We start from the raw sequence: 25,924 nt of genomic DNA, 5'->3' as shown, positions 1-25,924 counted from the left end.
TCAGAGGGAGCCGGTGAGTACGGCGGTGGCGAGTTCGGTGCGGGAGCGTTTTCCGGTGCGGGTGAACAGTCGGGACAGGCGCTGGGCCACCGCGTCCTCGTTGAGTCGCAGGATGGTGGCGATCTGGCGGTTGGTGAGTTGTTCGGCGATGAGGGTGGCGAGCAGGTGGTCGTTCTCGGCGGTGGCCTGCTTGCGGCCGGGGATGGTGAGTCCGGCCTCGCGCAGTGCGGTCCGTGTGTGGAAGCGCCACAGGGTGGCACCGGTGGAGCCGAACACGTCGTACGCTTCGTGCAGCAGTGTGGCCGGGACCGCGCCCGTTGTGGCGGCGGCCAGGAGGGTGGTCGCCGTTTCGAAGGGCAGGCCGCGGGTGCGGGCAAGGTCCACGGCCTCGCGCAGGTACTCGCGGGCAGTGTGGGGGGCGTCGTGCCGCAGGATTCGGGCCGAGGCCAGCAGGTACCGCAGCCGTGTCCGGTCGCTGCCCGTCCGGGAGGCGAGCTGCTCCAGGTGCTGCATGTGTTCCGCCGCCTCGGCGGTGCGTCCGGCTTCGGCCGTCACCTCGGCCAGCAGGGCACACAACTCGTCTGTGCCGTAGATCTGGCCGTGCTCCCGTGCAGCGGCGAGCCCGCGGCGCAGTGTTTTCTCGGCTGCATCCATGTCGCCGAGGGTCCGGAGAGCCTCGGCCTCGGAGGCGTGCATGGACCACCTCGGTGGGCTCTCCTCGGGGCTGCAGCTGCTGTCCACCATGTTCAGGGCGCTGGTGATGCGGCCACGGGCGAGGAGGATCGCGGCAGTTCGCGTGGGAAGCAGACAGCTGTCCGAGCCGGGAGTCTGGACTTCGTTGGTGGCCAGCAGGTGGCGGGCCGACTCCAGCGCCTGGTCCCACTGACCGGTGAGGTGGTGGTGGAGGAACTGGCTGAGCGGGGGCAGCAACTTCAGGGTCCACCCGCGGGAGTTCAGGAGTGTGGTGGCAGCGTTCAGGTCATAGCCGACGGCCAGCTCGTCGAACATGGCGACAGCGAGCCCGTAGACCTTGCCGGGGGGCAGCTCCGGCGCCTCCGGCATGGGCAGTTCGTGCCGGAAGGCCTCCGGCCGGCCCAGCGCGTTCTCCGCCACGGCCTTGAAGCACCTGGGTGCCGCGCGGGCGGAAGGAGTGGTGTTCCACACGGCTTGCGTGCGGGAGAGCAGGTCCGCTGCTTCCTGCCACCTGGCGAGTCGGCACAGAGCCAACGCCTGGCCGGTGACCTTGGCAGGGGTGGGCACCGGCAGTTCGTCCCACCAGCGCTTCGTCGCCAGGCGGGACAGTGCCCGCCAGTCCTGCTGATTGGCTGTCAACGCCACCAGCTGGCAGGCGACGTCCTGCAGCGCCAGCAAGGTGAGCGATTCCCCAGGGTTGCGCAGCAGCGCCTCCGTGACCCTGCGCCCGGTGGGGTAGTCGGACGCCAGGTAGGCAGCCGTGGCGTACCGCTGCAGCATCTGGACCCGGGTGCTGTGCTGCTCGGTCAGGTTGACGGCGGCCCCAAGCCACCGAAGCACCGCCTGGTCATCGGTGCCGGGCCGCATCTGCTGGGCGGCGGCCGTCAGTTCGGCCAGCGCGCGGTCCGGGTCGACCAGGCTGCCTGAGTCCGCGATCCGGTCCGCCCGATAGGTCCATGCCGCGTGCTCGTCGGGCAGGGCCCACGCCGAAGCTTTCACCTGTCCGGGGGGCCCGGAGTCCGCCTCGGCCCAGAGCACCTCTACCGCCGTGGCGGACAGCCGGCTGCGTTCCATCGGTCTCAGCCGCTCCCGGACGGTGTGCGCTGTCAGCGGAAGACGGAACGTCCAGCCCTCTGTCGTGGCTCCGTCCGATCCGGGCAACTCGTCGACGATGCCTGCCTCGACCAGGTCGCGGACACCGTCGTTGACAGCATCGGGGGACAAGCCGGTCCACGCCGCGGTCAGCTGAAGGGCCGTCCGGCCGAGCGGCCACAGGATGCTCAGCGCCGCGGCCACCGCGCGATACGGCTCGCCCAGCGCGTCCACTGCCGTGACGAACCGGTCGTCGTCGGGCAGCACCGGCACCGGCGTCCTCGGGCCAAGGAAGGCGTGGCCGTCGGCGACCCGGATCTCGCCCCGCCGAGTCCAGCCGGTGAGCAGGGCGTCGACCGCCCCCGGGATGCCACAGGTCAACTCCTCTATGTGCCGGGCGAGGACGGCGTCGGGTGTCGCTCGCAACCAGCGCGCCGCCAGCGCGGTGATGTCGTCCGGTCCCAGCGGCGACAGGGCCACCGTGCGGGCCCCCTTGATACCGGCCAGCTGGGCCAGGAGCCCGGCCCGACCGTCGCGGCCTGGTGCCCGGGCCTCCTCGGTCTTCCGCCCATGGCGTGAGGTGCCCTCGCCGACGGCATCAGGGGCGCTCTCTCTTCTGCCGCCTGGGCCTGGTGCGACGCGCCCCACTGCCGACACCACGAGCCGGACACCGGGCGCAAGCCGCGAGGAGTCGATCCGGCACAGCATGGCCAGGGAGTCGGGATCGGCATGCTGAGCGTCGTCGACCATGACGGCCGACGGCGCGGCCTGGGTGAGGGAAGCGCGAAGTAAAGTCTCCATCGCTGTCCGGTCGCGCTGGTCGACGGCGGACAGCGCCCGAGTAACCACATTTCCGGCCGGCCGCTGCCGTGGCGAGGCGGACCGGTGCTGTTCGAGTGCCATGACCAGCCGCAGTGCGAGCAGCAGAGGCCGTTCACCGTTGCCTGGAACACAGTCCAGCGCATGCAGGGCAGTCCCTTGTGCACGCAGCCGCTCGCCGACCTCCTTCAGGAACTTACTGCGGCCCACGCCGTGTTCGCCCCGCACGAGCACCAGGCGCGGGCCGTCAGGGTCGCTCAGGACGTCGTGGACCTGTTCCAACTCACGCTCGCGGCCGAGCAGACTGTTGTCGGTGCGGTCCAGGCGCGCTGCCGTACCCCAGCCGATCAGTTCGTTGGTGTCCGACCACGCAGCCACTATGCAGTACATCCCTTTTCAGAGGTATGCCCAGGCGGATGGTGAACACGGCAGTCTCGGCTGTGTGCCCGCGCCCGAGCCTTCGTCGGTGCGCTGACATTATGAGCGTCGTCGCCACGTCGTGAACCGTCAGGGCCTTTGCGTACCAACTCCCGCTGACAGAAGAGCTGTTCGTCTCCGTCTGGGTAATGGGAACGAAAAAGGGCCAGATGTCATCTCTCCTCGGGGGTGAGGAGAACGAGCGAGGTGGCACCGTGCGGCAACAGCGTGGAGCGATCATCGGCAGAGACGGCGCCGTCCGCGACGTAGTGGAGGCTCTGCGCGCCACCGGCGAAGCGGCCCGCGTTCTGCTGGTCACCGCGGAGGCCGGGATGGGCAAGACCGCTGTGCTGGAGCAGGCGCGGCGTGCGGCGGCCCAGGACGGCGCCGCGGTGCTGCGTCTGGGCTGGGAAGACACTGACGACACCGCCGGCGCAATCGTTGTCGACGTGGGCTGCGGTCTGGTCGTCGAGGATCCCGACGGCTGCCTGCTGCCGGTCACCGTCGCACGCCGGGCGCTGCTGCGTGCCGCTGCGCGGGAGGGCGAGGTGAGTGGGCTGTCTGCCTTCTCCGAGGTACTGATGGAGGCATCCCGCCAGAGCCCGTTCGCGCTGGTCGTTGACGGCGTCGAGCGGATGCCGCAGCGCAGCGCCGACACTTTGGCGCTGCTGCTGCAGGTATTCCGCCCACGAGGCGTACCCGTGGTGATGGCCGGCCGGCCGGGGCCTGCGGCGGACCCAGGCCGCGCCCAGCTGACGGCCGTGGCCGACCAGGTCCTTGCCTTGCCGCCACTGCAGCCTTGCGACATCGCCACGCTCGTCGACATCCACGTCACCCGGCGGTTCGGCCATCCAGCCGAACCCGCGCTGGCGGATGCTGTGTCGCGGGCTCTGGGCACGCTGGCGGGCAACCCGCGGGCCGTGCTGTCGGTGCTCGACGCGCTGGACGAACAGGACCTGGCGGAACTCGACGGCCGGTTATGCCTCACGCTTCCGCAAAAGCGGCTGCGCTTGACCACCGGGTCGGCCGAGCTGCTCCGGTTCGGCTGGCCCGACGCGCCTGCGGACCCCGAGATCGTCGAGGCTGCGATCGTCACCGCCCGGGTGCTGGACCACGCCGAAGTGCGCTTCGACGACGTGCTCAGGCTGCCGTCGGCCGAGGCCCAGGCTATCGAGCACAAGCTGGACCGGCTGGTCGCCGACCGGATACTGACCGCGGACCAGGACGGTCGTCTGTCGTTCACCGTCCCGGCGCTCGCGGCGGCCTTACGGACCCTGCCCACCCGGCGTGATGTGCAGGGGGTGTATGCGCGCTTCGTCACCCCGCTGACGGACCGGCTCGGAGCCGAGGCGACGGGCAGCGGCTACCCGAGGCTGGCCGATCACGTCGCAGCCGCCGGCCCGGGCCTGGACGACGCTCTCGCGGTGCCGCTGCTGCTGGCCGCGGCCCGCGAGGACGCCCGCACCAACTGGCCCCGATCGGCCCGCGCCTACGCTGCGGCGCTGCGCCGGCTCACGCCGCAGGATGGGCGCACCCCCGGCGTGCTCAGCGAGGCGAGCAGCCTGAGCCTGCGGCACGGTGACCACGGCGGGCTCCTGGCGCTCGGCGAGCCGCTGCTCGCCTGCCTGGACACGCCGCACGCCGAAAACACCGAGGACGGCGAGTTGGCTGCCGCCCCGGAGACCGTGGCCGGTGCAAGCGGGACATCGGCCGACCTGGAGACCGTCGCCGGTGCATGGGTGTGGGCGGCACTTCACGAACACCGCTCCCCCTGGACTGATGACACCGATAGCCGCTACCGCGAGGCGCTTCAACGCTTTCCCGCCGTGACCGGGCCGGCGGCACTCGGCGGCCTCTACGGCATCGGCCCGCTGACGCCCCGGCAGGCAACGGCCGCCCACCACGTTCCGGACGCCGTGGGCTGGTTCGCTCCCGGGAGCAGCCGTACGCCGCTGCCCTCGCCCGCCGAACTGCGCCTGGTGGCCGCCGCGGTGGGCAGCCACGCCGAGTTGCGCCGGGCACGGCGGAACATGTCTCCCGACGCGATCGATGACCGGGCCCTGGACCGGCTGCGCGACGCCGCCGCCTACGCGGACCTGGCGGGTGCTCTCGCCGCCGTCCTCGGCGACCGGAATGTCGCGGCACCCAAGGGCATCGCCGTCCAGTACCGGGGCATGGTGCGTGACTACCTGGCCGGGGACTGGGACGCCGCGCTGGCGGCAGCCCGCCGCATCGAGGTACGCAGCCGGACCCACGGCACGGCGGGCGGCCCCCACCTGGCGCGGGCGCTTGCCGCGGAGATCCACAGCACGCGCGGCGACGTCGCACACGCCACAGCGTGGCTCGACCTGGTCCCCGACACCCTCACCCATCCGCTGGTGGCCCGGGCGCGGCTGGCGGTCCGGTACTGGTCGGGCCGAGTAGAGGACGCGCTGGAGGAGGCCTGGCACGACGCTCGGCAGGCACGCAAGAACGGCCAGCTCGCCGGGGTGGAACGGCTGCTGCTGCGCATCCTGACGCTCGCCGCCCGCTCGGACCGGCCGCACACGGTCCAGCAGGCCCTGGAGGAACTGGAAGCCCTGCACGAGGAGGCAGCCACACCCATGACCCACGAGACCCTCCTCATCGCGCGAGGCATCGCCCACCACGACGCAGACAGTGCACTGACCGCTCACCGCTCGATCCAGCGCCGAGGCGACGTCCACCTGAGCGTCATCTCCAGCCTGTGCCTGACCCATATCGCCGACGACCCCCGGCGCTGGCTGACCGAGGCCGTACGCAACGCCCACACTCTGGGCCTGGGACGCCCCTTCCGCACCGCTGTCACTCGTGCCGCACAGCAGCGCAACATCCCCATCCCCAGACTCCGCCAAGGCCACCAGACGCTGACCGAACCCGACATCGCACTGGTGCGCATGGTCAGTGACGGTGCGACCAACCGGAAGATCGCCGCAGAACTCGCCTGCAGCCCCAAGACCGTGGAGCAGCGCCTGACACGACTGTTCCAGCGCACCGGCACCCGTTCCCGGAGGGAACTCACCGCCGCTTGGCTCAACGGAAGCCTCACCACCTCCGGCACCGTCGGCGATCCTCCCAACCCCCACAGCGCGGACGACCACTGACCCGGCGGACACCACCCCATGCTCCCCAGCAGGCCCACACTGACTCTGTTCAGAAAGCAATCCGCCGTACCGACGGTTTACGTGCCCCCGAACCCGAATCCCGAACGGCGGCGTCAGCCGGGGGCGTGTCTGAAAGATCGTGTAAGTCCTTGACGTGACAGGTTGGTCGGGGGCTCGTAGTGGGTCCCCTGGCCTCCGGATCGGACGGACATGAGTGAGAAGGAGAATCCGGCGGTCGAGCGGATGAGCTGGTGGACGAGGTCGTCGAGCGGTTGATGGACCGTGCCGATGCCTCAGGGACTGCCCTGCTGGGTGAGGGCGGGCTGTTGACCGAAGTGACCCGGGCCGTGCTGGAGCGGGCCCTCGAAGCCGAGATGACCGGCCACCTGGGTTACGAGAAACACGATCCTGCCGGCCGCGGGTCGGGCAACAGCCGCAACGGCACCTCGCCCAAGACGGTGCTGACCGACGCCGGAGCGGTGACGGTCGCCATTCCCCGCAACCGCAACGGAGCGTTCGATCCGAAGATCCTGCCGAAGGGTGCCCGGCGCCTGGCGGGCTTCAACGAGCGGATCCTGTCGTTGTACGCGCGTGGGAGAGTGTGCGGGACATCCGCTCGCACCTGGCGGCCATCTGCGGCGTCGAGGTCTCCACGGACCTGATCAGCACGGTGACCGACGCGGTCGTGGACGAGTTGGCCGCGTGGCAGAACCGGCCGCTGGACGTCGTGTGGCCGAAGGACCATCCCAAACTGGTACCGGCGCTCAAAGCGATCTACACGGCGCCGACCGAGCAGGCCCTGGACGCCTTCGCCGCCTCTGACCTGGGCAAGCGTTACCCGGCGATCGTGAAGACCTGGCAGGCAGCCTGGAGCGAGTTCACGCCCTACCTGGCCTTTCCCGCCGAGATAAGGAAGGTCGTCTACAGCACGAACATGGTCGAGTAGATCAACGCCCGGCTCCGCAAGACCACCCGCAACCGCGGTCATTTCCCTTCGGAGCAGGCCGCGTTGAAGGTGCTCTACCTCGCGGTGCGGGAACTGATCGAACCCAAAGCGCGTGACATCAACCAAGTCGCCGCACACTGGAAGAGCGCCCTCAACGCGTTCGCGCTGTTCTTCGAAGACCGCATCAGCGCCCAGTGAAAATCAAGGACTTACACAAGAACGCTTACACGCCCTCTGGATCGCGGCCCGTAGACGTCGAACAGCGCACGAGATCGCGGCTTGGCCGACCGGGGCGTCGGCGCAGAGGCCGGTCACCGCCGCGGTCCCGTCTTGGGGTGCGTGCCGTGCGACCAGGCCGGGACGGGGAAAGGGCAGCCCAGCACGGTGGTCGGTCTGCTTCCGCGCGCTCGGCACAACGACCGCCCCCTCATCGCCGCTCGGTGGCCGGCGGGCATGAGGGGGCGTGTGCTCGTTGGTGGGGCTAGGAGTCCTGCCCGCCGACGGGGATGAAGTTGGCGTACTCCTCGATGCGCTTGATCTGTCCGGCGTCGTCGAAGCCGAAGAAGACGGCGGCGTGGACCTCGCCGCGCATGCCGCCTGTGGTGGCGACGTGGACGACGTGCTGCTGGAGGACCTCGCCCGGTCGGGAGAACTGGCGCAGGATGTCGTAGCGCATCGACTCGATGGAATCGATCTGGGCTTCCATGCCCGCGATGTTCTCCTCGATGGACTGCTCGCCCTTGCCGTCGTTGTGCCAGACGGTCGTGGTGTCGGTGCACAGGGCGCGGGCGGCGTCCCAGTCGCGGGACTCCAGTGCGCGGAGGTAGGTGACGGCCTTGTCGTTGAGTTCCTGGCTCATGCGGCTTTGTCCTTCATTCTCGTAGGGGAGGTGGGAGGACCTGGGTCAGCCCTGGTCGGTGGCGTGGGTGAGGGCGCGCTCGCCGGCCTCGATGCGCAGGGGCAGGTCGTTGCCGGGCGGGGCGAGGGGACAGGTGAAGACGTCCTGGTTGAGGTGGTGGTAGGAGAGGGTGGCCTTGTTGAAGTCGATGCTCACCGGCGAGCCGGGTTCGAGCAGCGGCAGGACCAGCCAGCGGCCGATCGTCGGTGTGGAGTCGCCGCTGGTCTCGTCGGTGAAGATGACCAGGCGGCGGCCGGGCGACTCCTCCAGCACGGCGAGGACATATTCGGTGCCGTGGATGGTCACCACGACGTCGACGGGCGCCGAGATCAGGTCCAGGGAGCGGGGCGCGGTCAGCCGCTCGACCTCGATGTGGCGGCCTTCGCGGGCCTGGTAGCGGCCCTCGAACACCCAGGCGGGGTCGTAGGGGAAGCGGTCGATGCCGCTGAGACCGGTGCGCCGGACGCGGGTCTGGTCCATGACGACGACGCCGTAGGAGCCGTCGGCGCCTCCGGCGAACGCGGTGAGACCGCCGGGGAGTTCCACGGTGGCGCCGGAGGGGACGTCGGTGGTGCCGTCGACCGGTTCGCCGTTGACGCACACGCCGTCGGCGGCTCGTGCCGTCAGGCTCAGCGCGCCGGTCGCGGTGGTGGCCCACATGCCGGGCAGGTCATCGATGGCGCGCGGGGCCTGGCCGTTGATCACGGCCTTGGCGGCGACCGTGCCCTTGCCGTTGACGCCGGCGATCTCCTTCCAGCGCTCGTCGAGCCAGGCGTCGAAGTCCGCAGGACGCTGCGGTGCGGTCATGGGAGTGCTTCCTTTCTCTGCTCCGTCCCGGCCGCGGGCGCAACGGGGAGGATGTGCGCGCGGGCAGGGTCATGCCCGGCCGGCGCGGATGTTGCTCGGCGGGCCGTCGTGGATGCGTCGGGTGTCAGGGGCGGCGGGCGGCCCAGACGGTGCGCTCGGTCCGCACGGCGAGGTCGTCGCGGCGGGCGATGCTGTGCGGGCCGCTCTCGTGCAGGAGAGCGTCGAGGGCGGCAAGGTCTTCGGCGTCCAGCGCTGGGGCGGCGACGCCGCGGATGCGCTGCAGGCTCCGCAGGGCGTAGCGGCCGACCGCGTCGCTGCGGGTGCCGTCGATGTTGACGGTGATGGTGCGCTCGTCCTCGACGTCGAAGCCGGCGGCGGTCAGCATCGGACCCCAGTCGGCGCCGCGGTGCGGGACGTGTTCGGCGTGGAAGTGGTCGGTCGCGGCGTGGGCCCGCTCCTCGAGTCCGGGCCGGTCCTCGGGGGCGTGGGCGGGCAGGAAGCGGGGGAATCCGGCGAGCTCGACGACGGCGAACAGCCCGCCGGGGGTGAGGAGTTCGTGGACGGTGCGCAGGGCGCGGTCGGGGCGGGCCATGTGGTGCATCGAGGCCGAGGCCCACACCAGGTCCGGCCTGCCGAGGTCGGGCCAGGTGTCCGCGTCGAGGTCGGCCTGGACGGTGTGCACCCGGCCGTTGAGGCCGCGGGCGCACGCCTTCTCCTGCAGCAGCGCGAGGTGGCCGGCGGAGGAGTCGACGGCGGTGACCTGCGCGTCGGGGAAGCGGTCCAGGAGGGCGAAGGTGCCCGCTCCGGTTCCGGTGCCCAGGTCCACGATCCGGCGCGGTTCCGCGGTGAGCGGCAGCCGGGCGGTGATGTCCGCGATGTGCGCCGCGAGGACCTCCGCGTCCAGGTCGAGGATCTCCGCCTGCCCCGCGTCGTCGTGCTGCTCGCCGTGGTGGCCGTGCGGTCCGTCGTGGTGGGAGGCGTGCCCGTGTTCTGAGGTCATGCCCCTACCGTATGACCGCAATGCGCCAAGCGCACAACCTCTTGCGCATTGCGCATGAAGGGGGTGGGGTGGACTGCCCGAGGCGCAAGATCGGCGGTTCTTGCGGCGGCCTCGGACGGTCGCCGCTTACCGGCAGAGGCCCTCGGCGCTGTCGCGGTCGGCGCTCTCACCCGCGGTGTCGCGGTGACCACGGCGGGCGTCGCGGTCGAAGATCCCCATGATCTCGCACGGCCCGCCCTCGACCCCGATCGCGTGCGGCATCATGGTGGGGAACTCGGCGGCCTGGTTGGTCTCGATGCGGAAGCGGCGGTGGCCGAGCATCAGGACGGCGGTGCCGGAGAGCACGACGAGCCACTCGCGGCCCGGGTGCGCACGCATGCGGGCGGGATTGTCCGGCGGCGGTTCGGTCATCCGCTGCCGCATGACGCTCATGCCGGGGTCACCCTTTATCGGCCAGCGCATCAGGCCGTGGGTGCCGTCGATCATCGGACTGATGGCGACGTCGTCGGCGGCGTTCTCCACGAGCTGGTCGAGCGTGGTGTCCAGGGCGCGGGCGAGGGTGACGAGCTGGTCCAGCGCGAGGCGGCGCTGACCGTTCTCGATCCGGCTCAGCGAGGACTGGCTCAGGTTGGCCCGGGTGGCCAATTCCTCCAGCGACCAGCCCTGCGCGACGCGCAGGGCTCGGATGCGTTTGCGTACGAGGCTGTCCAGCGCTCCATCTTCTTGCGTCATAGGCAACAGTGTATGCCCTGGCTGCATAGCGGGCTTAGTGTCGGAGCCAGATGTTGCACCGGGGGCACGTACGAAAGGGGCGCGACATGTCTGCGCAGACTTCCCACTACAGCAGCGATTCCTGGCCCAGCCGCACGGTGGACGTCGTGGTGATCGGCGGCGGTGCGGCCGGCCTGAACGGCGCGCTCATGCTCGCACGCTCCCGGCGCTCTGTCCTCGTCGTCGACAGCGGCACTCCGCGCAACGCCCCGGCCGAGGCCATGCACGGCTTCATCGTCCTGGACGGCACCGCACCGTCGGAGATCCTCGCGCGCGGTCGGGAGCAGGTCCGCCACTACGGCGGGCGGGTCGTCTTCGGCCAGGTCGCCTCGGTCGAGCCCGCGGAACCGGTCGCCGGCGATCTGCGGTTCGCCCTCACTCTCGCCGACGGCCGCAGCGTGAGCGCGCGCCGGGTGCTGGTGGCGACCGGGCTGCGGGACGTACTGCCCGAGGTGCCGGGCCTTGCCGGGCACTGGGGGCGCGGCGTGGTGCACTGCCCCTACTGCCACGGCTGGGAGGTGCGCGACGAGCCGATCGGCATCCTCGCCACCGGCCCCGGCTTCCTCCACCACGCGCTGCTGTTCCGGCAACTCACCGACGACCTCGTCTACTTCTCCAACGGCACGCAGGTGGATCAGGACACCCGCGCCCGCTTCGCCGCCCGCAACATCCGCGTCATCGACACCGCGGTGACGGAGATCGTGGAGGACGACGGCGCGCTGGCCGGTGTGCGTCTGGCCGACGGCACGGTCGTCGCCCGGCGGGTGATCGCCGTCGCCACGCAGATGCAGGCCCGCACCGAGGGCCTTGACGGGCTGAAGCTGCCGATGGAGGACCTGCCCGACGACATGGGCCGCCGATTCGCCTCCGCCATGGCCGGCACCACCGACGTCCCCGGGGTGTGGGTGGCCGGCAACGCCACCGACCTGACCGCCCAGGTCGGCGCCGCCGCCGCGGCCGGCGCCCTGGCCGGTGCCCACATCAACGCCGTCCTCGCCGCCGCCGACACCGACGCGGCCCTTACCGCCACCCAGGCCGGGACCCCGGCCTGACCCCTCCCGCGCGGTCGCCGCGGCACCGCTCCCTGCGGTGACCGCGGTCAACGCCCCCCCCCGCTCCACCTCCCCTCATGCGACCGGACCTGTTCAACGCGCGATCCTGATCACCGTCTCGATCGCGCTGATGGCCGTCATCGCCTCGGTGTCGGGGCTGAACGTCGCCCAGACCCACATGGCCGTCGAGTGGGGCGCCTCCCAGACCACCGTCCTGTGGATCATCAACATCTACACCCTGGCCCTGGCCGCCCTGCTCCTGCCGCTCGGCGCGATCGGTGACCGGCTGGGCCGCAAACCCATGCTGATCACCGGCCTTGTCGTCTTCGGCGCGGCCAGCATCGTGTCCGGGGTCGCCCCGTCGGCCGCGGTAATGATCGGCGCCCGCGTGGCCGCCGGCGTCAGCGCGGCGATGATCATGCCGATCACGCTGTCCGTCATCACCTCGACCTTCCCCGAGGAGGAGCGCGGCAAGGCCATCGGCGTGTGGACCGGCGTCGCCGGCGGTGGCGGCATCCTGGGCATGTTCCTCTCCGCCCTGCTGGTGGACGTCGCCGACTGGCGGTGGCTATTCGTGCTGCCCGTCGTCCTGGTCGCCGTCGGCCTGGCGATGACGTTCAAGTCGGTGCCCGACTCCCGCGAGCACGCCACCCACCCCTTCGACACCGTCGGCGCGCTGGTCTCCGTCGTCGCCGTGATCGGGCTGATCTTCGTGCTGCAGGAGGGCCCCGAGCGCGGCTGGACCGACCCGGTCACCCTGGCCAGCCTCGCCGTCGGCGTGATCGCCTCAGCCGTGTTCGTCGCGTGGGAGCTGCGCCGGCGCGACGCCTCACTGCTGGACGTACGCCTCTTCCGCGAGCGCGGCCTGGCCGGAGGCTCCATCACCCTGCTCGTCGTCTTCGGCGTCCAGGCCGGCATCGCCGTCGTCCTCTTCCCCTTCTTCCAGGCCGTGCTCGGCTGGTCGGGGCTGCTGTCCACCGTGGCGATGATGCCCATGGCCGTCATGATGATGATCACCTCCGGCCTGGCCCCCAAGATGGCCGCCAAGTCCGGTGCCCGCTCCACCATGAGCGTCGGCATCACCTTGTCCACCCTCGGCCTCGCCCTGATGGCTCTGTTCGTCTCCGTCGATGGCGGCTACCTCTCCATCCTTCCCGGCATGCTCGCCATGGGCATCGGCATGGGCCTGGCGATGACCCCGTCCACCGAGGCCATCACCAGCTCCCTGCCCCGCGCCAAGCAGGGCGTCGCCTCCGCCCTCAACGACGTCACCCGCGAACTCGGCACCGCCCTGGGCGTCGCCCTGCTCGGCGCTCTCCTGGCCAGCGGCTACCGCAGCGCCATCGACGGCAAGCTCGCCGGCATCCCCCGAGGGGCGGCCGACACCGCCCGCGAAGGCATCGCCAACGCCGTCGAGGCCGCACCCGGCACCGGCAGCCACGCCCAGGACCTCATCGACGCCGCCCAGCAGTCCTTCGTCGACGGCTGGCAGCAGGCCATGTGGGCAGGCGTCGCCGTCATGGCCGCCCTGCTCGTCTACGTCGCCCTACGCGGCCCGAAGAACACCGCCCCCCTCCAGGCCGACGACGAGGCAGCCCCCGCATCGGCGACCGCCGGGAACGTCGCCGCCCGCTGACCCCACGAGCAAGCACCGTGCGAAGCCCGCACGGCGAACGGCTGTCGGGCCCGGCACCCACGTGCCGGGCCCGACCGCCCCACCCCGCCCCCAGCACCACCCCCCCCTCTCCGACCCCACACAGGAGTAGCCTCCATGAGCACCATCAACCTGACCGCGGACAACTTCGACGAGGTCATCACCGGCAACGACTTCGTGATCATCGACTTCTGGGCCGAATGGTGCGGCCCCTGCCGCAAGTTCGGACCTGTCTTCGAGCGGGTGTCCGACACGATCGAGTACGTCGTCTTCGCCAAAGTCGACACCGAGGCCCAGCACGAACTGGCCCAAGCCTTCGAGATCACGTCGATCCCCACCCTCATGATCGTGCGCGAGCAGATCGCCGTCTTCCGCCAGCCCGGCGCCCTGTCCGAGGCCGCCCTGACCGGACTCATCCAACGGGCCCTGGGCCTCGACATGAATGAGGTGCGCGCTCAGAGCAACGCCCCAAGGAACGAGCAGTAGGCGCCAACACCCCTACGAAGCTGACCACTTCAGGCGTCGGAAGCCCGCGTCCGCCAGCGCCCCGTCCGCCGCCGAGCCCTCCAGCAGAGGCGCAACATGGACGATGATCGCCGGTTAGGGAAACCGGCGATCATCGCGACACTGAAGTACCAGCCCACACACTGCGCTCCGACTTCAGTCAGCACGGCCTTGAGGTCGACACCCCGCAGGTAGAGCCAGGACGCGCAGAAGTTCCGCAACACGTGCGGCGTCAGCCTCCCCGACCAGGAGGGCAGGAAGCGGTCCACCGCGTTCTTCAGCCCCGATCTCAGGGCGTCGTCCCCGGCACGCCCGCAAAAACCCGCAGGGGGTCGCGGCGCTCGCTGGGGAACATCGGGGCGTCGGGGTGCGCGTAGTCGTCGCCGAACTGGTGCCGCACGTCGCCGAGCCACCAGTCCATCAGGACGTCCGCAGAGTTGATGGCGGGCACCAGGCGGGGCTTCGGCCCGCGTCCGCGGCTGCCCTTGCCGTTCCCGATATGCAGCTTGCCGAAGTCGCCCAGGTCCGGCCGCCAGTCGCGGATGTCCAGCTTGAGCGTCTCGGTCATCCGTGTACCGACGCGCCGCCACAACAAGGCAACCATGTAGTCCCGGGCGGCCGGCAGGAACTTTCTGGCCTCGGCTAACGACTCCCGCCATCCAGCGAACAGCTGGTCCACTTCCGCCTCGGCCGGCGGGATCCGCGGGGTACCGTACTCGCTCTTCGCTGGACGGTTGAACTCGTCGATCGGCTGCACGAGCACATGGCCGGTCAGCACGTGGACGTCGCCCTGGTAGCGGACGATCAGGAAGTCGAAGAACTGAGCGAGCGTCCACGCCTTGCGCTGGACCGTGCTGTGCCCCAGCTTCTTCACCCTGCGCTGGTCCGTGAGGAACCGGTCCGCGTCCTCCGGCCCAGCCGTCCACACCGGTCGGCCGAGGAACCGTACGAACTCGAAGACCGCCCGACGGTCGTCCTCGATCGAGCTGTCCGCGAGTCCGGCACCGAGCCCGGCGAGCAGGAACTGGTCGACCAGTTCCTGCTCGAAGTCCTCGTACTCCTGCGCTGTCTCCAGCCGCCGCGGTGCACCGATCGACCGGACGACCGCGAGCGTCATCGATGCCTCAGCTCACTGAAAACGACCATGCGTCATGGATAGCGGCAAAGTTTCAGGAGTCCCGACAAAATGGCCGCGGCACAGCGTTCACACCCCGCCCGCCCGGGCCCGGCGACCCCGTGCCCGGCCCGCCCGCCGGTACCGCCCTGGCCGCCGTCCCGGGCCAACTGGCCAGCGAGACGACGCCCGCGCGGGGATCACAGCCGTCCTGCTGAAGTGGCCCCCCAGCCCCTGCTTCGGGAAGTGGCCCCCGTGGTAACCGTTTCAGCTTCGCTGCCTTTCGGCACCAGCCCGGCGGCGCGATGCGCGGCCCGGACAGGAGCCCAAGAAGCGGTTCGGCCGAACCGCTTCCGGAAACGTGCCTTACGTGCCTGAAACTTCGATAACCCCGTCGACCTGCTGAAAACGTCGTGGAGCCCTAGATAAAGGCCGCGGCCGCTTCACACCCTCGATAAGGCGGTGCCAGGCGGCAGGAGTTGATTCGGTGCTAATGCATGGATGAGGGGAAGAAGCCCGCTCTGCCGCTTGCCGTTCCGGTGAAGTGGTAGGTGACGGCTTCAGAGAGCACCTTGGTGGGCGGGTCGCCGTTTTCGATGATGATGGCCTGGCCGGGGAAGGAGAGCATGTCCTTGTAGAACCGGTCCACGACGGTGGAGGTCAGTTCCACATCGTCGATGTCTTCGGGTTCCGGGTCGCGGTAGGTGACCACGGGCGAGTCCAGGACGACGAAGCCGAGATGATGCAGGTCCCGGTCCATGCAGAAGCGGGCCAGCGCCGTGGTGAACGCCGAGTGCAGGACCGCGCGCATCCCTTGGCCACATTCGATCCGCTTGCGGCCGCCCGCGCGGATCTCGGCGTAATACTGGTCGTATTCGGCGTGGTCGGCGGCCGGCACCTGCCAGGCGTTGAGGGTCTGTTGGAGGATGGAGTCGAAGTCGCCCACCGTGGCGGTCGGGATGTGCTGGGCCGGGCGCGCAGTGGCTACGGCCCCCTCACCGACCAGGCGGGATTTCTTGTCGTCGAGCTCCGCGATGCGGGCCTGCAGCTCCAGTTCACGCTCGACGACGGACCGCTCCTCGACCAGCTCTTCGAGGTCGGAGCGCAGTGCGGCAATGCCGCCTTCCAGGTCGGCGATGATCTGGTCCCACACGCCGATGTCGGACTGCGCCTCCACCCGGCGGCTGATCAGAGTTGTTTGTTCGCTTTCCAGGTCGGCGATGATGGGTAGCAGGTCGGCGAGCAGTGCGGTCGTCTTGGCGGCCTCTGCCTCGACGGCAGTGTGGAGCTGGGTGGTTTCCTCCACCCGGTGGTTGGGCTGCTGGTGCTCGCGTTCGGCGCCGCAGAACGGGCAGGTGCCGACCTTGAAGTAGCCGAGGATGCTGCCCGCTTCGTTGACCATGGCCAGCCGTTCCAGGTCCGAGCGGTACTGGGCCTCCAGTAACTTGAAGCGGCCCAGCAGGTCACTTACCTCGGTCAGCCGCTCATCAAGGGCGGCCAGTTCCCGGGCGGTTTCCATGCGGGAGTCGACCGCTTCGCGGTGGGATTCGTTGACCTGGCGCAGCGGTGCGGACTGCTCGTCCAGCGCGGTGCGGATCCGGATGAGCCGGTCGCGGAGCTGGCGCTCGTTCTCCTGCGTGACGAGTTTGGACGACAGGTCGAGGACGAGCTGGTCCAACAGCTGCATCTGTCCCTTGTGGACGCGGCGTTGCCCGGCATTGAGGCCGGTGTCCACGGCCGGATCGCCTTCCCCGGTGAGCAGGAATCGCATGACGGACAGCTCCGCGGTCCGCGTGGTGGCGGTCCCGGTACGCAGCACCGGCGGCACGTCACCGACCATGCGGTTCTCGGTGACCAGCGACAGGTGCAGTAAATCGCTCAGCGCAAGGGGACGGGTGCCGCCGGCCTCGTTCTTACGGATCAGGACCTCGTCCAGGCCGAGCGCGCGCAGCAGATGGATGGAGAGGCTGTTGCGGCTGCGGGCGTTGTGGACTGCGGTGACCGACGCGTCCGGCGTGCCCATCACAAAATCACGCAGATCCGCGTGGTAGAGGAAAATGCTGTTGCTGTCAGGAGCGCGCAGCAGCGTCAGCGGGCTGCCGTCCGGCATGAGCAGACCCAGAAGGATCTGTGTGTAGCCGTCGCCTTCGGGGACCATCGCCAGGTCGGCGCCGCCCAGCATGTATTCGATCGACTTCACGATGAACGACTTGCCGGTGTTGGAGGTCCCGTAGATGACGGTCAGCTCCGGGCCGAAGATGATCTGTGCCGGGGGGAGGTTGGCTCCGCAGTAGGTGAGATGGGTCAGCTGCAGTTCACTCACGGCGGCCCTCGAATGGCGTGGATGCGGACAGGGAGCCGCCCAGGAGTTCCGCGGTGGCCTGGCGTACGTCGGTGTCGGGGGCCCAGTGGTGCACGGCCCACTCGGCGCGCTCGCGCAGCCGCTCCACGTAGGGGGCCTCGAGGATGTCGACGAAAGCGGGCCCGCGTTCGGTGGCCCGGTAGACCAGTCCCGTCTCATCGGCCTCGACGCCGGCGAGCCCGGCACGGATGAGGACCAGCAGCGCTTGTTCCAGCACGGTGCGCTTCATGCCCAGTTCACCGGAGTGCCCGGGCAAGGAAGGGTGCAGGGAGGGAGGGCCGTCGAGGTCGCCGCTGTGGAGGACGGCGTGGTCGAGGACGGCCAGCTGTGCCAGGTCGAGGGGCTGGGGGTGGCTCTCGGCCAGCAGCACCAGTGCCCGCACACCGATCTCCAGCGGGCTGTTGAGCGGGTTCACGCGGCTCCCCCTTCCTCACACCATTTCAGTCGGCCCTCGTTCGCCAAGTGATGGCATACCCCCTTGCGGTCCAGGGGCCTCACGTACCGGGTGAGAACTGTCTCCGTCAGCGCCACGACACCGGCCGCTTCCAGGACCGCCTGCAGCCGGTCCCAGCCGAGTTCGAAGCGCTTGTCGCCCACCTCTACCGCATGGGCGTGGACGTCGTCCATGACCGCGTTGAAGTGTCCGTCGGGGTAGGCGTCCCGGGCGAAGCGTTTCAACGACTCGGCGCTGTAGAACGCCTCGCGCTGCCTGCGCATGTGAGCGCCAGCCGTGGGGTGCTGCGCGATCAGTTCGAGGTTGTCGGCGTCGGCCTTCCACCGCTCGGCATAGACCCGCACGAGCTGCTGGACGTATTGGGCCTCCTCGGGATTGTGCTGGTCCGGAGGCAGCATGACGGCCGGGCGCTCGCGTTGTTGGTCAGGGAACCGGGTGGCCCAATGCGGGGTGGTTTTGTGCTGTTCGAGCATCAGGTCCATGTCGACGGGCACGAACATCGAAAAGTCCGTCTGCTCGGCCAGCTGGGCCACTTCCTGCTGCTGATCGGCCGTCAGCCGAGTGATGACCTCATCACTCGTTTCAGCCAGCTCCTCAAGGAATTTCACACGGGTCTGAGCCGGTTTCGCCAGCGCCGTGCGCAGATTGCGGGCGAACGCCGGAGCGACGAAGACGTACTGGGTGGGCAGTACGTAATGCCCCAGCACCACCCCGACGAACATCTTGCGGATCTCACCTACGGCTGTACTCCAGTTCAAGGCGCTCTTGTAGCGCTTGCACTGGTAGTTGTCCCACGGGCCTTCCAGGCCCTGCGCACTGCGGTACGCGGCCACATCGATGCCGTGGTCTCCGCTGCCGCCTTGCCGCTCCACCCGCACATACTCCGATTGAAGGGCCGGAACCCACTCCTTGACGAACTCCTCGAACTCGTCCGGGTCGTACCCGAAGACGATCTTCTTGGGGCTCGGCATGTACGGAAACTGCATCGTCGGGCCCTTGAGCACCAGCGGCGGTTCGGCGGGATCGCCTTGTGGCACACGCGTCTGATCCGACACGTTCCCCCCTCGTACAGCCCGGTCGGTGGCCGTTACAACGGCTGTGCCTAGGGATATCACTGATCGATCGCTCACAAAAGAGCTACCTTCGAAACACCGACGGTGACGATGCAGCGTCCCAGCGCACGGCCAAAGCACAGAGCAGGTCGAGAGCCGGGCGATCAGGGGGACCCAGGCGCTGCCCTGCGCGCCAGCTAGCGGCCTCGGCCCGGTTCTCGTACCGCTACACCGCGGCTTGGGCCGGTGGCTGCCGAGGGGCCTTCGCCGGCCCCCGGACCCCCGCTTTCGACCGGACGACCGCGAGCGTCATCGATGCCTCAGCTCACTGGTAACGACCATGCGTCATGGATAGCGGCAGACCTTCGGGAATCCCGACGGAACGTCGAACTCTCCACGCGATCGAGTGAACCCCCGCTCACCAGCGCCGCAGGTCAGGAGATGATGCGCCGAGCAGAACGAACTCGCGGGAGTCCCGACAACGGCGGACGACGGTGAGGTGTAGCTGGGAAGGGTCAGTCGCGGTTGAGGACATGCCCACCCTCAACCGCGACTGTGCAGACACGGGCATCGGGGCGACCGGACCACTCAGTCGATCGACTGATGCACCGGCTCGATCACTCGGGCGGGCTGGTTACGATGTCGACACCGAGCTCAGCGGCCACAACGGGCCACGGCTCAGCGACCCCGAATTCGAACCGGCCGTCTGGGGTCTTACCGCCTTGGATAACGTGGCCGCGGATGATGGCGTTGCCGTTGTGGTCCTTGGTGTAGAATGGGCCGCCCGAGTCCCCTCCCCGCGGCAGGGAGGCGTTCTCCCCGGTGAAGACGAGGACGGGAGAGACGCATCCGTTCCCCTCTTCAGCGCATGACTGGCCTGCGGCAAGCTGGAACGGGGAGTCCTGAACCAGCCTGTGACCGCAAGACTCGCCGGTGGTGGCACCGCTATAGCAGTAGAACTCTTCCGAGCCGATAGGCCCGGCCCCGACCACCGGGACGGTAGTGTCGCTGAAGATCCCGCCGGTGAAGATTCGTCCGGTGTACTCCTGCCCACCGAGAAGCGCCATGTCCATGGGGTAACGGGGAGGGAGACGCACGTCGGAGACCTTGCCGTATGGGCGAAGCAACTTGGTGCGGGCTTCGGTACCGTCGGGACCGCAGTGGCCAGCAGTGACCATGTAGATGGCCCCGTTCGCCCGCTTCTTCACGGCGTAGCCCGAGGAGCAGTCTTTGATCCCAACGAAGATACCAGCACCACCCTTAAACGGTGGTCGATCGTCAAGGCGGGACAATTCGCGGACGGTCGCCCGGTTCACCTGCATGTCACGGATCGCCCGGACCTCGCTCTCCGGCGCACCGGGCAGGTCGGTTAGTTGGGACAGCACGTTGGCCGGAGCACTGGTGTTGAGGACGATGTTCCCCGTCGTGGCGCCCACGTAGCTGGTGAACGTGTACGTGGAACCGTTCTGTGCGACGTAGTCCCGGATGTTCTGCTGAAGCTTCGCCAGTGCGGCTCGCACGGCGACCGGCCCAGGCTCTCCCGGGCGGTCCCCAGGCTGTCCGGGGCGGTCCCCAGGCTGTCCGGGGCGACCCCCAGGCTGTCCCGGACGGTCCCCGTGCTCTCCCCGGTGGTCCCCGTGCTCTCCCCGGTGGTCCCCGTGCTCTCCCGGGCGGCTGGTCTCGTCATGGGCTTTCGGACGATTCGCCTTCTGGGGCAGCGTCAGAACGGTCCCGGGAAAGATCCAGTTGCCGTGGTCGCTGGACGCGTACTCGTGTCGGCGGGCCTCGTCTTCAATGGTTCGCTCGTTGTGGTCGTAGATCGTGGTCCACTGCAGGCCGTCGCCGAAGTGGCGCTCCGCGATGTCCCAGAGCGTGTCGCCAGTGACTACGGTGTGCGCTGTAGAGCGTGCTGGACGCCGCTTTGCGGGCCCATCGGCAGGTGCCAGACCGGGCGCACGGTCGCTGCCGTGTGCCGAAGAGCCGTTCGCTCCGGTGATGGGCTGACTGCGGCTGGCTTCTTCGCCCGGCGTACCTTGCGCCTGTCCTGCGATCAGGCCCGTGACGGTTACGAGACTTACTGCCGCCGCCGCGGCAGCAGCGGCATGGGCAGACGATCTCTTGCGCTTGGCCATGTCTTCCTTTCTAGATCCGCACGGCACAGCAGTACCTGACGCGGGATCAGACAGCTGAGGAGTAAGTCACGCACCACGCTGCGGGCGTCCTACGGGCACTGCACTCCGGACGCATCCGAATGGGCTCGCCGCGAAAGTCCTGCTCAGCCGGACGGGTGTGCCAGCCAGAGACGGCATGCGACAGCGTCCCGGCCAGGTCGAGTAGCCGGGACGCTGCTAACTGATGCTCGCTAATTGGGGTTCAGCGCGTACCGAAGTACTGGTGCACCTGCTCAAGCTGACGGGCACGGCCGGCGGCCTCTGCCCGCGCCTGGCGGTCTGCGAACACGGAAGCCTTCAGTTCGTCCTGGGCCGCGCTACGGATGAGATCCAGGTCGGGGCTCTGATCGGTCAGGACGGCGGCGGCACCGAGGACGTCCAGCGCCAGGCGGTACAGCAGCTCGTTCAATGCGGCGCTCCGCGCTGCTGGCGCCAGGCGTTCGGCAGCATCGGCGATACCGACGGTCATGGCCAGGAAGTTGACCCGGCTGGAGGTCGCGACCACGATCCTCTCTTCCAGCGGCCAGGTACTCAGGCTCAGCACCCCGCGGGCCGGGGCGAAGCGGTCGGCCGTCAGCGCCGGGCAGACGTAGTACGGGCGGGCGGAGTTCGTGGCGGTGTAGCTGCGCTCTTCGTCACGCCTCAGGCTGCCTAGCCTGGAGGCTGGCAGGTCACTGCCGAAGAACGCCTGGTGCACGGCCCGGATGTCCTTCACGGAAGCCGGCACGCCGATCAGGGAGAGAGTCTGATGGACCAGGTCCCGAATCGAACGCATCGGCGTCGCTCGGCTATCCGCAGCGAGAGCGGAAGCGGGGTTTCGGGACGGGCCACCCGGATTCACCAAGGCGTGCCAGGCTGCTTCGGCGCGCCGGAGCGCCGCGTGCTGGGCGTTCACGGCGTCCGGATCGTTGCCGACCAGCGCGACGCGGACTTCGCCCCGAAGCCGCGCCATCTCCGATTCGAGGGCATCAAACGCTGCATCCACGCGCCCAGTCCTTACAGTCGGGGGCCGGTGGGGCCGACCCGTCACGACCATTCTACATACGACCCGACGTGAAAACAAGTCTGTCAGCCGAACTAACGGTTCCGCCCTGAGAGGGCGGTATGTGACGTGATGCCCTGTTTGTTGTCGCTGGAATGTGTGGCACAGTCGTATCGGGGCTGATCGGGGAGTCCTGTCGTGCTGGAGTGTTCTTCGTGAGCGAGCGCCAGCCTTACAAGAGCGACTTGTCCGACGAGCGGTGGGCCCTGATCGAGCCAGTTGTCGCCTCCTGGAAGGCTCGGCATCCTTCCGTCAGTGGCCACCAGGGCGCCTACGAGATGGGGGAGATCGTCAACGCCCTGCTCTACCAGTCCCGTACCGGCTGTCAGTGGGACTACCTGCCCCACGACCTGCCCCCGGCCGGCGCGGTGAAGTACTACTTCTACAAGTGGCGCGACGACGGCATCGACCAAACCATCCACGACGTGCTGCGCTGGCAGGTCCGCGAGAGCCGGGGGCGTAAGGCCGACCCGAGCCTGGTGGTGCTCGACACCCAGAGCCTGCACGCGGCCGTCGGGGTGCCCGCCGACACCACCGGGAGGGGCGCGGCCAAAAAAAGTTCCGGGCCGCAAGCGCGGCCTGGCAGTTGATGTTCTCGGTCTGGTGATCGCGGTGGTGGTGCTGGCCGCGTCCGCGCACGACAACGCCGCGGGCATCGCGTTGCTGGACAAGGTCGCCGCCGACACCGACACGGTTCAGAAGGCCCTGGTGGACCAGGGGTTCAAGACCGCCGTCATCGACCACGGGCAGAAGGTGGGCATCGACGTCGAGGTCGTCGAGCGCAACCCGGCAGCCGGCGGGTTCGTCCCGCAGGCCAAGAGGTGGGTGGTGGAGCAGGTGAACGGGATCATGATGCTGCACCGCAGGCTGGTACGGGACTACGAGCACCGGCCCGCCTCCGCCGAGTCGAGGGTGTACTGGGCCATAAGCGACCGGATGGCCCGGATGCTGACCGTGACCTCCACCCCCACCTGGCGCGGCGCATGAGCGGCAGCGAGCTGACCTTGGGAGCGGTGCTGGCGCACCTGGAGGAGCAAGAGCGCGAGATCGCCGCGCAGGCCGAAGCCACCCGGGGACGCATCGCCGAACTCGCCGCGCAATTGGAGGAGTTCGACCGGGTCGCCGAGGAGGTCCGCATCACCCGCAAGACCCTGCTGGCGCTGCCTGATCCGTCCCCGCCGACGCCGCCGGCCGCGGAGCTGCCGGACCATCCGGCCTACCGGCAGATCATGGTGGTGTTCGCCGCGGCCGACGCCCCGCTGCGGGCACGGGCGGTCTGCGAGGCGATGGCTCTGGAGATTGCGCCTGGCAACGTCGACAACGTCCGGCTGAAGCTCAAGCGGCTGGTCGAACGCGGGATCCTGATCGAGCCCGAGCAGGGGTTGTTCACCCAGCCACGGCCATTGCCACCCGGAGAGGCCACCACCAGCCCGACAGCCCCAGCCGCAAGCGCGAAACGGGCAACACGTCACTTACCACCATCTCGCAACGAAGCAACGAATCAGGCGTCAAGTCTCATGCAGCCCTTTCAGCACGCCGCGCGGGGTGTGCTGGGTGACCGTCGTCGTCCTCGTGGCGGGCTCGCCGAACGAGCCACCATGACGGCACCGTTCGACAAAAGGCCTCTGCTCACGCCGCCGTCACTCGCCGCCAGGGCGGCACCGTAGCCAGGCTCCACAAACCGTCCAGATGCTGGTTCCAAGTGGCGACAGCGGCTCCGGTGGTGTCGGTGTCCTTCGCGGACCAGACATTCAGATCGGTACGGTGGCCCTTGGGGTCGTAGTACTCAGGGCCTGAGCTGCGCCGGATCGTGCGGGCGAGCACGTCGTAGAGGCCGTGCAGCACCAACTCCCGGTTGAGAATGCAGATCTTGTCTCTCGGTATGCCGGGGTAGAGGCGGAACTCGCTCTCCACCGTTACCCGTCCCAACCTGTTGAGCCGCTCCGCGAACACGGACAGCGCCTCGTCGTACCCCTGGCACCTCCGTTCCTGGCCTCGCCGTACTTCAGAGTCGTCCAGCGGCTCACCATTCGGCCCGACCCTGGACGGCACAGTCATGGGCTGCCCGAAATCCGGCACCAACACTCTGATGCACACGCGCCTGGTCGGTCCGGGATCGTCGAGAAGGTCCTCCAAGCGGCGGTAGAGCGGGCCGAAAATCGTCTCCCCGGTGTAGCCGAGAAAGGTGATCTCCACCGTCCGGGCGCGGAAGGCCTCGTCCACGAATCGGCCCAACTCACGCGACCCCACCTGAGATCGCTCGGGCAGCCGAAGCGACGTGGCCAGGTCCTGGACCGCGTCGTACAGCACGTACGCCACGAGGCTGAGGAGCGCGCCGCCGAGGAAGGTCTTGTCCTCCAGGGCGTCTCCGACCGGTTTGACGAACTGGGCAGTCAGTCCGACGGTGAAGATTCCGAGGAGAAAGAACCGCGTCACCGCAGGCTCGAAACGTGTCAGATAACGCCTCAGACGATGAGCAACGCCGGGCTCGGCCGACCCGTTCCCTGGCACAGACATGCGCAACCCCTCCCCGTACCGAGCCGCCCGCGTCGCCTCATGTGCCCGCGGGGCCGGCCCGTCTCATGCCGTCATGGTTTCCAATCCGGCACTGGCCGGGCAAGAGGGGGATTCGATGTCGCGCCGCACGTCGACCAGCGGATCCACCTTGCCGGGTCCGTGGTGTGGGATCACCACACCGGTTCGGGTGCTCGGGTGGTCACCATCTCCTCCTCAGCGAACGCCGCTGGCTGACGCCGGGGGAGCAGGCTCAGCGAGTACGACGACCTCCTGCAGCAGCTTGTCCGTATCCGCGACGACATCATCGCCAGCACCCACGAAGCCCGTCGGCTGCGAGCCGCTGCCACGTCCTCGGACAGCCTGGCGACGGAGGCTGCTGTCCGTCCATGTCCTTTGGCTGGAGTTGAGGGTGAGATATGGGGGGTGGGATGGGCGGCGCGGACCCTGCTCGGTCTTGTAGGGCTTGCGCTCGCTCACGACGACTAGCCCAGCACGCCCACGGCCGCCGACCGGCCGGGATACCGTCCTGCCACACGTTCAGGTGACGACAAAACACCTATGAACTCACATACCGCCCCCTGAGAACACGCGACTGGGAGCGTCGATGAATTAGTGGGTTGATTTGCCTTCGCGGTGTGCGGCTGTCGCGTGCATGGCGTAGTTGGCGAGGTTGCTGGGGTCGATCAGGCGGGCGGGGATCGGTTCCGGGTGGTGGCCCAGGTCTTCCAGGTGGGGTCGGACCTGCTTGATGAGGGCTCTCATCTGGTTCTCTCCGACGCGGAACAGGTAAGCGGTGCGGGACAGGCCGCGCTGGTCGAGGACGGCGGCCCAGATGACGTTCTCCGTGGTCATCTTGCGGTGCCGGGGCCGCTGCTCGGGCGGGAGAGTGTTGAGGCGTTCGCGGACGTTGGCGGTGAGCGTGTCCAGGTCGTGACGCTCGAGGCCGGTCAGGAGGGGGTGGGTGGCCAGGGTCGCGCCGAAGGTGTGCGCATGACGGGGGTGCGATCTGGGGCCGGGCGGATGGAGGGGAACGTCGGGGATGCCGGGCTGGGGCGGGATCGTGTATCCACTCCCCGTGGAAGTCGGCGGGGCGGATGGTGAGGGCGGCGGCGTGCTGTTCGCTGATCTCGATTCCGGTGGGGTAGCTGCCGGTGTCCAGGCGGGCGGTCACGGTCAGCCCGGTGCGGGTGGTAGTCGCCGAGATCAGGTTCAGGGCGGTCTCGTAGCTGGTCAGCGGGTGGGCCCGCCAGTTGAGGGAGATGAAGGAGAACAGGCGGTGCTCGACCCGGTTCCACTTCGATGTCCCCGGCCAATGCCGTTGTTTGAGGAGTCAAGCGGTGCCGTGACCGGTCGGTGTTCTGCTCGTTGGATGGGTCATGCATCCGTGGGTGGGGTTGTCTGATGATGTGCGGCTGGGGGTGCTCACCGAGTGGGTGA

The 25,924-nt window shown here is 69.0% G+C and carries 18 protein-coding genes and 3 pseudogenes; 7 read left to right on the top strand and 14 right to left on the bottom strand.

All coding sequences use genetic code 11. The annotated features are described in order from the left end of the window. On the bottom strand, nt 1–2,982 hold the full coding sequence (locus EF387_RS42950; RefSeq protein ID WP_238432034.1) for an AAA family ATPase: 2,982 nt from the start codon (nt 2,980–2,982) through the stop codon (nt 1–3). A gap of 254 nt (nt 2,983–3,236) precedes the next feature. On the opposite strand from EF387_RS42950, the gene EF387_RS42945 reads away from it, so the two are divergent. Both EF387_RS42945 and EF387_RS50290 read left to right on the top strand, forming a co-directional pair. Next, nucleotides 3,237–6,143 (top strand): helix-turn-helix transcriptional regulator, encoded by a 2,907-nt coding sequence (locus EF387_RS42945; RefSeq protein WP_238432033.1) that lies wholly within the window; start codon nt 3,237–3,239, stop codon nt 6,141–6,143. Nucleotides 6,144–6,418: 275 nt separating this feature from the next. Continuing rightward, nucleotides 6,419–7,287: pseudogene (locus EF387_RS50290) on the top strand (transposase). A 283-nt stretch (nt 7,288–7,570) separates the two neighbouring features. Here EF387_RS50290 and EF387_RS42935 read toward each other — a convergent pair. The 4 genes from EF387_RS42935 to EF387_RS42920 all read right to left on the bottom strand — a co-directional run bounded on the left by EF387_RS42935 (nt 7,571) and on the right by EF387_RS42920 (nt 10,526). Then, complete coding sequence (locus EF387_RS42935; protein WP_128382029.1) at nt 7,571–7,948, bottom strand: nuclear transport factor 2 family protein; 378 nt, start codon at nt 7,946–7,948, stop codon at nt 7,571–7,573. 45 nt (nt 7,949–7,993) lie between these two features. Further along, a complete protein-coding gene (locus EF387_RS42930) occupies nt 7,994–8,794 on the bottom strand; it encodes a DUF1684 domain-containing protein (protein ID WP_128382028.1) in 801 nt (266 codons plus the stop codon). A gap of 124 nt (nt 8,795–8,918) precedes the next feature. Further along, the gene (locus tag EF387_RS42925) at nt 8,919–9,794 is read right to left on the bottom strand and encodes a class I SAM-dependent methyltransferase (protein ID WP_128382027.1); all 876 of its coding nucleotides are present in this window, start codon (nt 9,792–9,794) and stop codon (nt 8,919–8,921) included. Between the two features lie 126 nt (nt 9,795–9,920). Next, the gene (locus EF387_RS42920) at nt 9,921–10,526 is read right to left on the bottom strand and encodes an XRE family transcriptional regulator (protein ID WP_162467330.1); all 606 of its coding nucleotides are present in this window, start codon (nt 10,524–10,526) and stop codon (nt 9,921–9,923) included. A gap of 86 nt (nt 10,527–10,612) precedes the next feature. On the opposite strand from EF387_RS42920, the gene EF387_RS42915 reads away from it, so the two are divergent. The 3 genes from EF387_RS42915 to trxA all read left to right on the top strand — a co-directional run bounded on the left by EF387_RS42915 (nt 10,613) and on the right by trxA (nt 13,757). Continuing rightward, on the top strand, nt 10,613–11,617 hold the full coding sequence (locus EF387_RS42915) for an NAD(P)/FAD-dependent oxidoreductase (protein WP_128382026.1): 1,005 nt from the start codon (nt 10,613–10,615) through the stop codon (nt 11,615–11,617). Nucleotides 11,618–11,747: 130 nt separating this feature from the next. Next, on the top strand, nt 11,748–13,253 hold the full coding sequence (locus tag EF387_RS42910) for an MFS transporter (protein WP_238432032.1): 1,506 nt from the start codon (nt 11,748–11,750) through the stop codon (nt 13,251–13,253). Nucleotides 13,254–13,388: 135 nt separating this feature from the next. Next, on the top strand, nt 13,389–13,757 hold the full coding sequence (trxA, locus tag EF387_RS42905; protein ID WP_128382024.1) for a thioredoxin: 369 nt from the start codon (nt 13,389–13,391) through the stop codon (nt 13,755–13,757). A 307-nt stretch (nt 13,758–14,064) separates the two neighbouring features. Here the strand turns inward: trxA and EF387_RS49085 are convergent, their stop codons facing one another. The 6 genes from EF387_RS49085 to EF387_RS42875 form a co-directional block, all read right to left on the bottom strand. Beyond that, the gene (locus EF387_RS49085) at nt 14,065–14,892 is read right to left on the bottom strand and encodes a site-specific integrase (RefSeq protein WP_238432031.1); all 828 of its coding nucleotides are present in this window, start codon (nt 14,890–14,892) and stop codon (nt 14,065–14,067) included. A gap of 487 nt (nt 14,893–15,379) precedes the next feature. Beyond that, nucleotides 15,380–17,212, bottom strand: coding sequence for a coiled-coil domain-containing protein (locus tag EF387_RS42895; RefSeq protein ID WP_128382023.1), 1,833 nt, complete (start codon nt 17,210–17,212; stop codon nt 15,380–15,382). Further along, a complete protein-coding gene (locus EF387_RS42890; protein WP_128382022.1) occupies nt 17,205–17,666 on the bottom strand; it encodes an ABC-three component system middle component 2 in 462 nt (153 codons plus the stop codon). The genes EF387_RS42895 and EF387_RS42890 overlap by 8 nt, the downstream gene beginning before the upstream one ends. Beyond that, nucleotides 17,663–18,760 (bottom strand): ABC-three component system protein, encoded by a 1,098-nt coding sequence (locus EF387_RS42885; RefSeq protein WP_238432030.1) that lies wholly within the window; start codon nt 18,758–18,760, stop codon nt 17,663–17,665. Before EF387_RS42885 ends, EF387_RS42890 begins: the two co-directional genes overlap by 4 nt. Nucleotides 18,761–19,374: 614 nt before the next feature. Further along, nucleotides 19,375–20,889 (bottom strand): LysM peptidoglycan-binding domain-containing protein, encoded by a 1,515-nt coding sequence (locus EF387_RS42880; protein WP_128382021.1) that lies wholly within the window; start codon nt 20,887–20,889, stop codon nt 19,375–19,377. A gap of 241 nt (nt 20,890–21,130) precedes the next feature. Next, nucleotides 21,131–21,913 (bottom strand): hypothetical protein, encoded by a 783-nt coding sequence (locus tag EF387_RS42875; RefSeq protein ID WP_128382020.1) that lies wholly within the window; start codon nt 21,911–21,913, stop codon nt 21,131–21,133. Between the two features lie 212 nt (nt 21,914–22,125). Between EF387_RS42875 and EF387_RS42870 the strand changes: the two are divergent. Continuing rightward, nucleotides 22,126–22,957: pseudogene (locus EF387_RS42870) on the top strand (IS5 family transposase). Beyond that, nucleotides 22,954–23,637 (top strand): hypothetical protein, encoded by a 684-nt coding sequence (locus tag EF387_RS49080; protein ID WP_238432029.1) that lies wholly within the window; start codon nt 22,954–22,956, stop codon nt 23,635–23,637. Before EF387_RS42870 ends, EF387_RS49080 begins: the two are co-directional and overlap by 4 nt. On the opposite strand, the gene EF387_RS42860 is transcribed toward EF387_RS49080, so the two are convergent. The 3 genes and pseudogenes from EF387_RS42860 to EF387_RS49070 form a co-directional block, all read right to left on the bottom strand. Next, complete coding sequence (locus EF387_RS42860) at nt 23,600–24,406, bottom strand: hypothetical protein (RefSeq protein ID WP_238432028.1); 807 nt, start codon at nt 24,404–24,406, stop codon at nt 23,600–23,602. The genes EF387_RS49080 and EF387_RS42860 overlap by 38 nt on opposite strands. Nucleotides 24,407–25,096: 690 nt before the next feature. Continuing rightward, a complete protein-coding gene (locus EF387_RS49075; RefSeq protein WP_238432027.1) occupies nt 25,097–25,339 on the bottom strand; it encodes a hypothetical protein in 243 nt (80 codons plus the stop codon). A 223-nt stretch (nt 25,340–25,562) separates the two neighbouring features. After that, nucleotides 25,563–25,784 (bottom strand): annotated as a pseudogene (locus EF387_RS49070) (ISAzo13-like element transposase-related protein); the annotation flags it as partial. Nucleotides 25,785–25,924 lie beyond the last annotated feature (140 nt).

Source organism: Streptomyces cavernae (genome assembly GCF_004023625.1).
Taxonomy (GTDB): Bacteria; Actinomycetota; Actinomycetes; order Streptomycetales; family Streptomycetaceae; genus Streptomyces; species Streptomyces cavernae.
The sequence above is the reverse complement of the archived record's forward strand: the minus strand, read 5'-3'. Positions and strand labels throughout refer to the sequence as shown.